9 protein-coding genes are annotated in these 14,261 nt (G+C 41.9%); 4 read left to right on the plus strand and 5 right to left on the minus strand.

Features of this window, described 5'->3' with window-relative positions; genetic code table 11:
- Nucleotides 1-233: 233 nt before the first annotated feature.
- Genes CLV51_RS08225 through CLV51_RS08240 form a run of 4 tightly spaced genes read right to left on the minus strand, consistent with a single transcriptional unit; the run spans nt 234 to nt 6,932 of the window.
- The gene (locus tag CLV51_RS08225; RefSeq protein WP_106527478.1) at nt 234-1,268 is read right to left on the minus strand and encodes a family 16 glycosylhydrolase; all 1,035 of its coding nucleotides are present in this window, start codon (nt 1,266-1,268) and stop codon (nt 234-236) included.
- A gap of 4 nt (nt 1,269-1,272) precedes the next feature.
- Nucleotides 1,273-2,157: a hypothetical protein gene (locus CLV51_RS08230; protein ID WP_106527479.1), complete on the minus strand. Its 885-nt coding sequence runs from the start codon at nt 2,155-2,157 to the stop codon at nt 1,273-1,275.
- A gap of 36 nt (nt 2,158-2,193) precedes the next feature.
- Entirely contained in the window at nt 2,194-3,693 is a 1,500-nt protein-coding gene (locus CLV51_RS08235) for a RagB/SusD family nutrient uptake outer membrane protein (RefSeq protein WP_106527480.1), read from the minus strand.
- A gap of 23 nt (nt 3,694-3,716) precedes the next feature.
- Entirely contained in the window at nt 3,717-6,932 is a 3,216-nt protein-coding gene (locus tag CLV51_RS08240; protein WP_106527481.1) for a SusC/RagA family TonB-linked outer membrane protein, read from the minus strand.
- Between the two features lie 364 nt (nt 6,933-7,296).
- Between CLV51_RS08240 and CLV51_RS08245 the strand changes: the two genes are divergently transcribed.
- Genes CLV51_RS08245 through CLV51_RS08255 form a run of 3 tightly spaced genes read left to right on the plus strand, consistent with a single transcriptional unit; the run spans nt 7,297 to nt 11,950 of the window.
- Nucleotides 7,297-10,182 carry a helix-turn-helix and ligand-binding sensor domain-containing protein gene (locus CLV51_RS08245; protein ID WP_106527482.1) on the plus strand — a complete coding sequence of 962 codons (2,886 nt, stop codon included), beginning with the start codon at nt 7,297-7,299 and terminating at the stop codon, nt 10,180-10,182.
- Nucleotides 10,183-10,226: 44 nt separating this feature from the next.
- Nucleotides 10,227-11,525 (plus strand): PQQ-dependent sugar dehydrogenase, encoded by a 1,299-nt coding sequence (locus CLV51_RS08250; protein WP_106527483.1) that lies wholly within the window; start codon nt 10,227-10,229, stop codon nt 11,523-11,525.
- A gap of 8 nt (nt 11,526-11,533) precedes the next feature.
- On the plus strand, nt 11,534-11,950 hold the full coding sequence (locus CLV51_RS08255) for a c-type cytochrome (protein ID WP_106527484.1): 417 nt from the start codon (nt 11,534-11,536) through the stop codon (nt 11,948-11,950).
- Between the two features lie 72 nt (nt 11,951-12,022).
- Here the strand turns inward: CLV51_RS08255 and CLV51_RS08260 are convergent, their stop codons facing one another.
- Entirely contained in the window at nt 12,023-12,634 is a 612-nt protein-coding gene (locus CLV51_RS08260) for a hypothetical protein (RefSeq protein WP_106527485.1), read from the minus strand.
- Between the two features lie 447 nt (nt 12,635-13,081).
- Here CLV51_RS08260 and CLV51_RS08265 point away from each other — a divergent pair, with 447 nt between their 5' ends.
- Nucleotides 13,082-14,200 (plus strand): DUF2911 domain-containing protein, encoded by a 1,119-nt coding sequence (locus CLV51_RS08265; protein WP_106527486.1) that lies wholly within the window; start codon nt 13,082-13,084, stop codon nt 14,198-14,200.
- The last annotated feature ends 61 nt before the right edge of the window (nt 14,201-14,261 follow it).

Below are 14,261 nucleotides of genomic sequence, written 5' to 3' on the forward strand. Positions count from 1 at the left end.
TATTAAATTCAGCGGAATAGCAAAGCCTGATTATACTACCAGTCCGGTACAATGAAAAAGGAATGATGGTTAAAAAGAAGGGGCAAGGGAAGACAGGACAATAGACTTGCAAGTACGGAGATTACACTAAAAACGTTGCCTCGGGGTAAAAAATTATTTTTAAGGATGCACAAATTCAAAAGGGTCAAATCATCTTCCTGATGATTTGACCCTTTTGACAGACTGGAGCTTAGTTAATTCTTATAAACCCTTATATAATCCACTTCCATGGATGCGCTGGTAAACGCCGGATCAATGGCGCCGCCAAAATTACCGCCTATGGCGAAATTAAATATCACAAAGAAATGCTGGTTAAAAGGCAAACTACCTGTATTCGTAAATGTGTAAAATAACTGATCATCTACATAAAACCTGATGAGGGTAGGCGACCAGTCAACAGCATATTTGTGAAAGGCAGTAGTTGCATTAGTGATCATCAGCGTACTGCCGTCACCGTTAGCACCGGAATGATTAGGGTGATGCAGCGTGCCGTAAATTTTATTAGGCACATTGCCTTTATGCTCCATGATATCTATTTCACCACAGGCAGGCCAACCGGCAGTTGTAATATTGCTTCCCAGCATCCAGATAGCGGGCCATGTACCGCCACCGGCGGGCAGTTTGGCGCTTACTTCTATCTTACCATACTTAAAAGAAAATTTATCTTTCGTGAGCATCCTGGTAGAGGTGTAGGCACTGCCGGCATAGTTTTCTTTGATGGCCGTGATTTTCAGGATGCCATTAGCTACGGTTACATTCTCTGGCCGGTTAGTATAATATTGCGCTTCTGCGTTGCCCCATCCGTTGTCGCCGGTACCAATATCATAGCCCCATTTTTTAGGATCAGGAGGACCATCGGTATTAAATTCATCCGACCAGAGCAAGGCGCTTACATTTACCGCCACCTGTATAGATTTGCTGATAACAAGTCCGTCGGCACTCTTTGCTGTAACAGTAACGGTGTAGCTGTGATGCCCTACAACCGTGTAACTATAATTAGCGATGCCATTGGCCACAGTTTGATATGTACCGTTACCAAAATCGTAATCATACGTTACTGCATTTTCGGCGACGGCTGTAAAAGTTACTGCACCGCTGCTGTCGGCACTCACCACGGCATTTACAACCAGGTTGGAAGGCGCTACCTTTGCGGCTGGTTTAGTTTCATTTTTTCCGCAACTGGCAATACTGATGAGTAGTGCCATCATAATTACTGAGATATATTTCATACGCTTACTGAATTGCTATTAATTTTACATACCATGCACCGGGTGCCTGCAAACAACGTAAACTCATATGAGTATCGGTTCTTTCCAGTACCTGGTATTTATGAACGCCAAGATACATACCAAGATGTCCTTTGTTGGAGAAAGTGATAAATTCTTCCGTAGCGCTGCCATCATAACCAAAGGTTTCTGTGTAGTCAGCAGCTTTGGGGCCGGTTAAAGTATAGTCGCCGGTACCGGTAAGCGTGGGATCAAAGTCTACCAGGTATTCTTTTTTTCCGAACAGATCATTGTTTGTTTTGTGTGAAAATACATTGCCCGCCGCAGTAAAAGTATATACATCATCATAGATACCTAAGCCGGCTTTTTCATTGGGAGCCGCCGCCCACCATGCGGGTGTAAACACCGCGGCATCTGATACACCCAGATGGCCGGGTGCATCTTTATCTACCCGCCATTTTTTGCTGCTGTTGTTAGTCAGCATGGTAACCAATCCGGGATCAGGTGTAAATGCGCGGTATACCGTCAGATCAGCTGTATTTACGCTTGAAACACCTGCTTTACCGGCAGCTGTTACCGTGATGGTAAATTGTTTATTGCCGGTATGTTTATATTGATAAGCAAATTCATTGGAGGTGGCAATTTTGGCGGGTTGTCCATCACCAAAATCTACTTTATAATTAAAGGCATGATCTGCTGTAACGCTCAACAGGATAGAGCCTGAACCATCGCCATAAGGATGTGTAGCATCTTTTCCCACAACGGAAATGTTGAGTGCAGGTTTCGACGGTGTTATTACATCTCCGAAACTGTAATCATCTTTTTTACAACTACTTAATAAAAGCAGTGTGGCTAAAAAAAGCCGGGTAAATAATTTTATTTGTTTTGTCATAATATGGTGTGCTGAATTAATTAGTGAATAGAAGTACTAATACCCTGGATTTTGTGTCAGTTGAGAGATGTCAACTTCCTTTTGTGGTATCGGGAACAACTCATTTTTTCCGGCTTTAAATCCGGCGATAATGGTAGCTGCCCTGCCTGTTCTTACCAGGTCAAAAAAGCGGTCGCCTTCCATCGCCAGTTCCAGCCTGCGCTCATCCCAGATAACCTGTTTTAATGCAGTACCGGTGAGTGTTACATCATGTAAGAGATCATTAAAAGCACGACGGCGTACCTTGTTTAAATACGTTTGTGCTTTATTATCATTGGGAGTAGTAGCCCTGTTATTGGCTTCTGCAGCCATTAACAGCACATCCGCATAACGAATGGTCCTGTAGTTATTCAAATAGTTCAGCTCAGGCTGACCAGAAGTTTCGCCTTTTCTTGGAAGGTATTTCTGGTTATAAAGACCGGTATTTTTATAAGGAGCTACCTGGTAAGAAATATTAAATTCGGGATGTGCGGTCTTATACACTTCAATATCCAACACGGTTACATCTTTCCTTTGATCACCGGAAGCATAGGCTTTCGCTAACTCCAGTGTGGGCAGATTGGTACTCCATCCGGCGGCATAAGGACTTGATCCGTTCAGACCGCGTATGCCGCATTGTTGTACCGCATAGTTACCCTGGCCCCTGGTAGCGCCTCCCCAGTTATAATAAGGAGAGAGATTGGAATATTGAATTTCAAAAATTGATTCCGGTCCGTTTTCACCAGACTGTAAAAAAATGTCACCAAAGTTTTGTACTAAAGTAAACGGCCCGTTTACTACATTTTCCAGCATGGCTGCGGCAGCATCAAATTTATTTTCATACAGCAATACTTTACCTAACAAAGCCTGGGCTGCATATTTAGTGATGCGGCCAGCCTGCGCATTGGTAGGCGGTAATACGGCAATGGCATTATTCAGATCCAGTTCTATCTGTTTATATACATCATCTTTTGAAGATCTTTTTAATGACCTGGAATCAGTGATGGAAAGCCGTTTATTTGTAAACAGCGGAACGTCTCCAAAAAACTTAACCAATGTAAAATAATAGTAAGCTCTCAGGAAATATGTTTCTCCATACAGCGCATCTTTACCTGCAAAATCAATGGTGAGGCCTGCGGGATTTTTGTCCTTAAACTGGCCCAGGTAATTGACGCGGTTAATGCCTTCATAGGCAGATGACCATATCTCTGTTAAATAATCGTTGTTAGTGGTAATGGTGTAATCATCTATTTGTTGCAATCCCAGTACATCGGAGGCGTTTTCACCGCCGGTTACAGCATTGTCTGATGCAATGTCGCCAATAGGTACTGCCTGATTGAGCCACTGGATGGGGGAGTAGGTACTCACCACCATTGTTCTGTAATCACTTTCTGTTTTCAGGTAATCGAGATCCGTTACTTTATAATCGTCGTGCGGATTGTAATCCACCCACTTCTTGCAGGAAGTTATTGTTATTATGAAAAGGAGAACACCTGCTATTTTTAGTATGTTTTTCATTTTTCGTCTTTTTACTTTTAACACTACAATTTGAAATCAATGCCGAAAGACCATGTTCTGGCCTGGGGATATGCACCTCTGTCTACGCCCGTATCCAGTATGCCACCTGCTATTTCCGGATCATAACCGGAGTAGCGGGTAAAGGTATACGCGTTCTTAACCTGTACGTATACACGTACCTGTCTGAATCCGGCATGTTGAAAAACGGAGGCGGGCAATGTGTAGCCTAATTGAATGTTTTTAAGTTTTATAAAAGAACCATCTTCTACATATCTGTCGGATACCCTGATATTGCTGTTGCCATCTGTGAAAGAGTACCGCGGATGACGTGCATTATTAGTGCTGCCGGGGCCGGTCCATCTGTCTAAAACATCTCTGAATTTATTGGTGTAGTTGGCATTTCTTTCATAAGCTCTGTACACATCATTACCAACAGAAGCATAGGTGAAAATATTCAGATCAAAACTTTTATATCCTAAAAATAAGTTCCAGCCCATTGTGAATTTAGGGAAGGGGTTACCGATCATGGTTTTATCCTTATCATTAATTACGCCGTCTCCGTTTACGTCTACAAAGCGGATATCGCCTGGTTGTGCGCCATCTTGTTTCGGTGCTTTGGCGATATCAGCGACGGATTGAAACAAGCCATCTGTTTTATAGCCATAGAAATAACCTGGTATTTGCCCTTTTTCAAACCGGGTAACGGTTTGAGATTGACCGTTAAAATAGTTGCCACCATTTATTACAGCGGTATTATCTGTATTGGTGCCGGTAACCATGTTTTTGGAAGAAGTAAAAGTTATGGAGGTGCTGATCGATAACTTATTGGCTATTTTATCGGTGTAGCCCAGCGACATATCTACCCCGCTGCTTTTTGTAGCGCCGATGTTAGCATCCGGTACCTTTGCGGTGCCCAGATAAAGCGATACAGAAGGAGTGAATAATAAACCGCTTACTTCTTTCTGGAAATAGTCTGCTGTTAAAGAGAATTTATTTTTGAAGAAGGTAATGTCAAACCCAACATTTGATTGTTTTTGTTTTTCCCAGCTTAATGCAAGGTTTTGATAAGACCCGATGGTAGATCCCGGAAGAAAACTATTGCCGAATGTATAGCCGTTGTTATTGGCGTTATCATAGTTAGGTCCGCCGGTGATCACCTGTATGGAAGGAGGATTTACATTTTCATTTCCCACCGTTCCATAGCTGCCTCTTATTTTTAAATAATTAATAAAATTAGAATGAAAGAAATCTTCACTGGAAATTATCCATCCTAAGGAGCCGGAGTAGAAATCAGCAAACTTGTTATCAGGCCCGAATGCATAGGAACCATCACGTCTTGCGGTAAAGGAGGCCAGGTATTTATCTTTATAATCATAATTTATCCTGCCAAAATAAGAAAGGTTTTTTCTGAACCCACGATCTTTATTCATGTTGCGTGCATTCAGGTTAGGGGCCACATCTCCTGATTTATCACGCACCTGCTGGGCAACACCATTGATAATAGTATCGCGGTAATACACTACGCCGGCGCTGTTGGTACCGGTAGCAGCTGTGAGGTCTGCAAATGTCCAGGAGTTAAAAGGTACATCCTGCGCAGTAGCTGTAAGACCATTATAGGTGCTTTTAGCCATAGAAAAACCGGCTACTGTTTCAAAATGATGATCCTTTTTTATATTGAAGTTGTAATTGGCAAATGTTTCTGCAGTAAAACTAAAATTGCTTTTTTTGTATTCCGTTACGCTGTTATGTGCGCTGGAGGAAATGCCACCCAGATCATTTTTGGTAACAACCGTAGCGCCATCTGCATTCATGGTATTCTCCACATTCAAAGGGCCGTAGAAAACCAGTGGGATAAAGGATTTGCCCGTCTCATCCCAATTGGTATAACCAAAACGGGAAGTGAGTTTTAAGTTTTTCAGGATATCATATTGTAATTCCGCTTTGCCATATAACTTGTTGCCATTGGATGTTTGATAGGTATTATCCAGTTTGGTAAGCGGATTAAATATTTCTGATCGCAGCAGGTCGCTGAAGCCGTATTTACCAACGGTATTAGGTACTGAATTTAATACCGGAACGGTAGGATCAAAGTTTAGCGCGCTGCCAATGATGGAGTTAAAGGAATTTTCCCGGATGCCTTTACTTCTTATATTAACATAGCTGGTATTGAGGATTAATTTCAATTTAGGTGCCAGATCTATCCCAATATTGGCTGTACCATTAATCCTGTTAAAGTTGGATTTACTGCCACCGCCCACAATACCATCCTGACCGAGATAACCGGCAGCAATAAAATAAGTCATTTTTTCACTGCCGCCCCGGGCGCCTACATTATAGTTTTGCATGGGCGCCTTGTGGAATATTTCTTTTTGCCAATCGGTACCGGCACCCAGTTTTGATATATCGGGGAAGATAAGATTGCCCCCGGCGGCCACGCTGCCTTCATTGATAATGCCGCCGTATTCGGTAGCATTTAATACACCGATGGTTTTTAGTACTTCCTGTACCCCATAATTAGCATTGACGGTGATCTCCGGTTTTTGATTTTTTTTGCCGCTGCGGGTGGTTACTACAATCACGCCGTTGCCTCCTTTTACGCCATAAATGGCCGTGGTAGCGGCATCTTTTAATACGTTCAGGGATTCTATATCGGCAGCGTTAATAGCATTCAGGTCGTCCAGTGTTTGCGGAATACCATCTATTATTACTACCGGGTCTGTTCCGGTAAAGGAAGGAATACCCCTGATCAATACTGTTGGTTTAGCGCCCGGTGAGCCGCTTTGAATAACGTTGACGCCTGAGGCTCTTCCCTGCAGTGCTTCTTCAAGCCTTACCGGCCGGAGGTTAGCAATGTCTGTTCCCTTAATAGTGGAGATGGCACCGGATACTTTGGTGATCTTTTGCGTGCCATAACCTACTACTATTACTTCGCTTAATTCTTTAGAAGAAGATGATAAGCGAATAGTAACTGGTGCATCCGAAACGGGTACTTCCTGTTGCGTGTAACCTAAGGCGGTTACGGTCAGGGTTTTTTCTCCGGGAGCAACGGCAATTTTAAACACGCCGTTCGCATCAGCGGCTACCGCTGCCTTGGAAACCTTGCCTGCAATGGAAGCACCCGGTACAGGTGCACCTGTTTCATCTGTTACCTTGCCGGTAACTGTTTTGTTTTGTGCCCATGACACAGTGGCAAACAATAACAATACAGGAATTAAAATGCTTGGTAAAATCTTTTTCATACGAGAATTTTATTTGACAATTTTGCATACGGGAATGCCCTGACCAGATTGGTTTTCTGGCTGAGGAGGGTTGATCTTTCGTTATTATTTGATAAATTATATTGTAAACAGCCGATCTGGCTGCTGTGATAATAGCCAACAACGATGCGTACTGACTACCTGTATTTTTAAAAATCCGATCATGATTTCAGTTGGTCTGCGTCTAAAGTTTTACCTTACTTTGAATAATTAAAATTACACGATCCACTGTATGACGCAAATATTCAGGGTACATCTATACTTCATCATAATTATCTAACTAAATGATTACTAATAAATTTCAACTACATCATTAGTACATCTAACAACATAATAACTACGTTTCATGAAAATCTGGTGGTTAGTTATCTTGATCAATGGCTGGGCAATTATTGCTTTAGGGCAAAACACCATCGGGCTGCCGCAGATCATCAATTATAATAAAGGCGACTTCCAGGCAGGTACACAAACATGGGATATAAAACAGGATAGCAGAGGTATTATGTACTTCGCTAATAATGAAGGGATGCTCACCTATGACGGGAGCCATTGGAAAATATATCCGCTGCCTAATAAAACAATTGTACGTGCATTGGCAATCGACAACAACGACAGGATCTTTGCAGGCGCACAAGATGAGATTGGCTTTTTCACTCCCGGCTACAATGGCAGCCTCACCTACACCTCTTTAAAAAATTTGCTCCCGCCATCACAAAATAAGTTTGCTGATATCTGGCGTATTGAAATTTATAAAGAGTCCGTATTCTTTCAAGCCTCAGATCGTATTCTTGAATATAGAAATAACAGTATCAAAGTATACCCCAACGAATGGCTGTACCTGAAAAAAGCAGGTGATGTACTGTATGCACAGGACAAAGCCAACGGGCTCCTGCAGTTTAAAAACCATGAATGGATACCTGTTGGCAACAAACGGTCATTAACCAATGTAATGGTATCCGGCATTATAAAGATCGGGACCGACAGCCTGTTGATAAATACACAGTTCGATGGCTTATATTTTTTACACAACGATTCTATCGTTAAAAAACAACCGGCATTTTCCAGTAGTTGTGTTTTTGTATCGGAGCAAATAAATCCGGCCGAATTTGTAACGGGCACCACTGCAGAAGGCTGCCTGGTACTGGATTTCAACGGGCATATTGTGCAAAAGATCTCCCGTACAGAAGGCTTGCAGAACAATAATGTGCTGTGCGTTTTTTTGGACAAGGATAATAACCTGTGGGCAGGATTAAATAATGGTATCAGCTTTATTGCTTACAATGCGGCTATTAAATATATCACGCCCAATAAAAGTAATGAGCTATCGGGTTACTCTACCAGGATCTTTGATAAGCAGCTCTACATGGGCACTTCCGATGGAGCCTATTATGTACCGTTATCGGATACCGGTGGCGACCTCAGTTTTTCCAAGGGCGATTTTATACACATCAAAAACAGTAAGGGAGAGGTGTGGCGGTTTGATGAAGTGAATAAACGTATCCTGATGGGGCAACACACCGGTAGTTTTGTGATACAAAATAATATCAGCATGCCACTGGCCTATGGTGTAGGTGCATGGCTGTTTAAGCCCACATCTGCTGTTTTTCCTGCAAGAAATATTTTAGTGGGCACCTATACCGGCCTGAAGATGCTGGAGTTTAATCAGGATAAGTTTGTAGATAAAGGAATGCTGGAAGGCATCTCCGAGTCTATCCGTTTTCTGGAAATTGACAATAACAACACCATATGGGCATCACATCCTTACAGAGGGGTGTACCAGCTGCAACTATCTCCTGATAATAAAAAGATCTCTTCACAATTATTTACCGACAGCGCAGGCTTACCGTCTGCACTCGGTAATTATGTTTTTAAGATAAAGAACAGGGTTGTATTTGCTACGGGCAAGGGAATATATGAATTTGATCCGGCTACCAGCCGGTTTATACCATCATCTTTTCTCACGCCGGTATTTGGCAATATGGAAATACGATATCTGAATGAAGATACAGATGGTAATATCTGGTTTTGCAGCGGGAAAAAAATGGGCGTTGTTAGTTTCAATGCACCTGCGGCTGGTAAACCATTTGCTATTACCTGGATACCGGAATTAAACGGTAAGATATTGTTAGGCTTCGAAAATATTTATGCTTTTAATAAAGAGAATATTTTTATCGGCTCAGATAAAGGCATTATACATCTTAACTACGAAAAGTATACTACCAATAAACAGGCGGTGAAAGTTTTACTGGGGCAGGTAAAAGCTTCCGGTAAATCAGACAGTATTATTTTTGGTGGTTATTTTCATCATCGGTCTGCAACCGGTTACCAGCAGGGTGAACAGGAAATTGCGGCATTGTCGAAGAGCTACAACTCCTTTCATTTTGAATACAGCTCGCCTTCTTATGGCATGCAAAATAATATTGAATATAGCTATCAACTGGAAGGATACGACAGCAGATGGTCTGCCTGGTCGGCTAAATCTGAAAAAGATTATACCAATCTGCCTGACGGAAAATACATCTTTAAAATAAAGGCGCATGATAACCTCGGACATGAATCTGATATAGTGACTTATAGTTTTGTAGTAAAACCAGCCTGGTATAAAACAATATGGGCCTATGTTTTATATGTATTGCTTTTTCTGGGCGTGCTTTATTTGTTACACAAATGGCAGGAAAGGGTTTTACATTTGCAGCAACGCAGGTTTGACGAAGAACAACAACGACTCAAATATATTCATCAGCTGGAGTTAGAAAAAAATGAGAAAGAAATCATGAAGCTCCAGAATGAAAAACTGGCGAGTGAGATCCATTTCAAAAACAATGCACTCGCGGATGCGTCTATGCACCTGGTAGAAAGAGGGGATGCATTGGTAAAAGTGAAGGATATATTGGCAGCTGTTTATAAAAAGAATGGTAATAATCCGGAGATAAAAAATGCACTGCTGCTACTGAGTGATGTGGAAAGAAATAATGCTAACTGGGACCAGTTTGCTTCGCATTTTGATGAGATCAACAATGATTTTCTGAAGAAATTAAAAAACAAATTTCCTGCGCTCACGAATACTGATTTAAAGGTGTGTGCTTATCTGCAATTGAAACTATCTACCAAAGAAATAGCGCAGCTGATGGCGATTTCCGTGCGTGGGGTAGAGATTAAGCGGTATCGGTTGCGGAAAAAACTGAATCTGACGACGGAACAATCGATGAGCGATTTTTTAAATGAGATGTAATAAAACCTTATTATTTTTACACCTATCACTGAAAAACAAGCAACATGAAAGCAAAGCTGATTCTTTTAGGATGTTGGTCTGTAATGGCGCTGGTCTCTAACAGTTGCCTGGCAACTAACGGAGATAGCACTGTTATCCGCCATCATTCACCTGTTACAGATCCGGGTAACGCTGGTTTAAAACTGCCTGCAGGTTTCAAGGCTTTAAAAGTAGCGGAGAATCTGGGTGAAGCCCGGCATGTGGCTGTAACGCCGCTGGGTGATGTGTATGTGAAGGTACAATCGTCTAAACCAGGCAAAGCCATTACTTTCCTGCACGACAATAACGGAGATGGAAAGGCAGACGTAGTAAAGAGTTTTGGTACTTATCGTGGTACCGGTATTATCATAAAAGGAAATTACCTGTATGCATCTTCTGATGAAGACGTGTATCGTTATAAGTTAAACGACAAATACCAGGTAATAAATCCTGATCAGCCTGAAAAGATTATCACCGGGCTCATTAACCGCCATCAGCATGAATCCAAAAGTTTAGCGCTGGATAATGACGGCAATATTTATGTAAACATTGGTGCATTTTCCAATTCCTGCCAGGTACAGGACAGGGCCAAAGGTTCCAAAGGTATTGAAGGATGTCCTATACTGGACTCAGCAGCGGGCATCTGGCAATTCAAAGCCGATAAGCTGAATCAGGCTTATGGAGATGGTGTTAAGTACGCGACGGGCTTGCGTAACGTAGTAGGGCTCGACTGGAACACCCAGCAGAACCAGTTATTTGTAATGCAGCATGGAAGAGACGGACTGTTTGATATGTTCCCTGAATATTATACACTGGAGCAGGGCAACGAACTACCCGCTGAATGTATGTATGCTTTGAAGAAGGGAGATAATGCCGGCTGGCCATATATTTATTATGATGGGCTGCAAAAGAAAAAAATGCTGGCACCTGAATACGGTGGCGATGGAAAGAAAACAGGCGGAGAAAATGCCATTGATCCTGTTGCTGCATTCCCGGCGCATATGGCGCCTAATGGTTTGTTGTTTTACACCGGTAGCCAGTTTCCGGCCAAATATAAAAATGGCGCCTTTATTGCTTTTCATGGTTCATGGAACAGGCAGAAAGGACAGAAAGGTTATTGCGTAGTTTTTGTTCCGTTTAAAGATGGTAAACCTTCCGGTGATTGGGAAGTTTTTGCGGATAACTTTGCAGGCATTACCAATATTCAGTCTCCCGGTCAGGCGCAACACCGCCCATGTGGCTTGGCACAAGGCCCTGATGGCTCATTGTACGTTACAGACGATGTAAAAGGAACAGTATATAAAATTACCTATAGCGGGAAATAGTTTTTAGTATGAAAAGAATGATCGTTACCTGTGTGGCACTCAGTGCCATACTTTCGTTGATGGCACAGGCACCAAAAACTACTCCCGGCCAACAATCTAAAATAAGAGGAAAAAAAGTATACGAGCAATATTGTCTTGCTTGTCACCAGGTAGATGGTGGTGGCGTACCGCATTTGAATCCGCCACTGAAAAAAACATCTTTTATAATTGGAGATAAAACAAAACTGATAGATGTGATCTTAAAAGGCATGCAATCTTCTGTGCCTATTGATGATGAATATTATTCTAACAATATGCCGCCTCATAATTTCCTGAAAGACCAGGAAATTGCTGATGTACTAACTTTTATCCGTAATAACTTTGGTAATAAAGCCAAAGCAGTTACGATAGCAGAAGTGAAGGCTGTCCGCGCAAAGCAGCCGTAAATGTAGCGGCTATGAAATAGATGCTAATAAAATGCTGTTTCTTCTATTTACACCGGGAGATGCTGGTGCACATTATTTATTGGGTTGAAAATCCCTGATAGCGGCGCATACTGTCAGCAGGCTATTTCCCCAGAGAGAAAAGCCATCCAGGTTATAATATAGCAGTGTGTCTGTAGATGTTACAATGACCAGGCGTTTGCTTACACTTTTACCTTTTGGTTTTTCAACAATAAAGGTCTGGCGTATCTCCGCCCAGGGTATTGACTCATCGTTAATAAAAATGCCTTGTTTATTAATGGTAATGATTTTAGGACGGGATTTATCCTTGCGCGCATAGAGGAAATTAACAAGAAAGATAATAGGGGCGGCCATTACCGCTACAAAAAAAATACTGGGTGGGTTGATACCTGATAAACTGGTGCTGTTGGAGATGCTGATGAAGTTGAAAAGCATTATCGCAATAAACAGCAAAAATACCACCAGTGAAATGATTTCAGTACCATAAGATTTCTTCACCACCACATTCCCTGATTCATCTGCAGTGGCCCGGGTCATACCAGCATATTGTGTGGTGGACTTAATCGAAAATGCACGGCCAAATTTTTGTTGGAACCAGTTTTGTTTCTTGCGCTCAGCTTCAGCTACCAGGTCATATGCTGGTGTGTTAGGGAATATAGCAGACATAGGGTATAAATAAAAATGAGAATAATCCGATGGTAATATAAACAAATTTGTGCTATCCGGAGCGAAAGGGATAAGTTTAGACCCTTATGCAGGACTTGCTGAAATCAGGCGCATGCTAAATGCTGAGCTTCCCAACAAAAAGCAGCAGCAAAATAAAGTGGCATATTCTGAGTAATTATTCATAACTTATAAACTAAAATTATCCCAAGAAGAAGTCGAAAGCCCCGGACAAACAAGTCGCCTGCATTATAAAGTATCAGACCAAAATCTTCAATTATTAATCATTTTATAAACTTTCTGTCCGGCATTAAAAATCTTTGTGGTGGCCAGCCAATGGTGAATCGTATTGCTGAAGCCGGGTTGTACAAATTTAGACATGACAATGAAGAAATTCATCGGATAAAATCTAAACAAATAGCTTCATTATCACTTTAAAAAACACGTTAAATGAAAAAAGTAATGGCTGCCTGTATTACCATGGCAATTTTCCAATTTGTTTTTATTGGATTGGTCCAGGCACAACTAACATCATTGCCAAATGGCGGCAATAAAAGGGCATCAGTTGCCGAACAAATAGGCATCACGGAGGTGACTATTAACTACAGCCGGCCACATGTTAAAAACAGAGAAGGTCACATCTGGGGAGAACTAATCCCCGTGGGTTATGTTGACCAGGGTTTTGGCCCTTCAAAAGCTGCCCCCTGGCGCGCCGGGGCCAATGAAAATACCACGATCGAATTTTCAACAAATGTAAAGATCGAAGGACAGTCTTTGGCTGCCGGTAAGTATGGTTTCTTTGTTGCTTATGACCCCAATGAGTGTACACTTCTCTTCTCAAAAAATACCTCTTCATGGGGAAGTTTTTATTACAACCCTGCCGAAGATGCATTGCGCGTAAAAGTAAAACCAATACAAACAGACAAAAGTGTTGAATGGCTTAAATATGAGTTTGCTGATCAAACTCCAACAAGCGCCACTGTTCAATTGCAATGGGAAAAGCTGATCATCCCTTTTAAAATTGATGTTGATGTAATCAATACGCAACTCGAATCATACAGAAATGAATTACGCAGCAGCAAGGGCTTTACCTGGGAAAGCTGGAACGAAGCAGCATTATACTGTGCGCAAAATAAAACCAATCTCGATGAAGCATTGTTATGGGCCGACAATGCAACCAACGTTGATTTTGGTGGTAGCCAGAGCTTCCAGGCCTGGAGTACTAAAGCAATGATACTTGATAGCTTGGGACGAAGTGCAGAGGCTACAGCGGCTATGAAAAAAGGGTTACCATTTGGCGATGTGAACGAATTGTACTTCTATGCAAGAACGCTGGCCGCCAATAAAAAAGGTAAGGAAGCCTTTGAGATTTTTAAAATGGATTATGATAAACATCCGGATGTATTTCTTACCAATGCAGGTATGGCAAGGGCATATTCTGCCATCGGCGATTATAAGAAAGCCTTACCATTTGCACAAAAGGCCAGAGCACAGGCACCAGACCAACCCAATAAAGACAGGCTTGATAAAATCATTAAAACTTTGCAGGACGGAAAGGATGTAAATTAAATTGCTACTCAGGCGGGCAAGCCCGCCACGTTTCCTGAAATAAATAATGCTTCCGGCATTT

This window comes from Chitinophaga niastensis (genome assembly GCF_003014755.1).
GTDB classification, from domain to species: Bacteria; Bacteroidota; Bacteroidia; order Chitinophagales; family Chitinophagaceae; genus Chitinophaga; species Chitinophaga niastensis.

Bases quoted from the DNA above. Each gene is read 5' to 3' on its own strand.
- CLV51_RS08225 (WP_106527478.1), bottom strand. From the start codon at position 1,268: ATGAAATATATCTCAGTAATTATGATGGCACTACTCATCAGTATTGCC.
- CLV51_RS08230 (WP_106527479.1), bottom strand. From the start codon at position 2,157: ATGACAAAACAAATAAAATTATTTACCCGGCTTTTTTTAGCCACACTG.
- CLV51_RS08235 (WP_106527480.1), bottom strand. From the start codon at position 3,693: ATGAAAAACATACTAAAAATAGCAGGTGTTCTCCTTTTCATAATAACA.
- CLV51_RS08240 (WP_106527481.1), bottom strand. From the start codon at position 6,932: ATGAAAAAGATTTTACCAAGCATTTTAATTCCTGTATTGTTATTGTTT.
- CLV51_RS08245 (WP_106527482.1), top strand. From the start codon at position 7,297: ATGAAAATCTGGTGGTTAGTTATCTTGATCAATGGCTGGGCAATTATT.
- CLV51_RS08250 (WP_106527483.1), top strand. From the start codon at position 10,227: ATGAAAGCAAAGCTGATTCTTTTAGGATGTTGGTCTGTAATGGCGCTG.
- CLV51_RS08255 (WP_106527484.1), top strand. From the start codon at position 11,534: ATGAAAAGAATGATCGTTACCTGTGTGGCACTCAGTGCCATACTTTCG.
- CLV51_RS08260 (WP_106527485.1), bottom strand. From the start codon at position 12,634: ATGTCTGCTATATTCCCTAACACACCAGCATATGACCTGGTAGCTGAA.
- CLV51_RS08265 (WP_106527486.1), top strand. From the start codon at position 13,082: ATGAAAAAAGTAATGGCTGCCTGTATTACCATGGCAATTTTCCAATTT.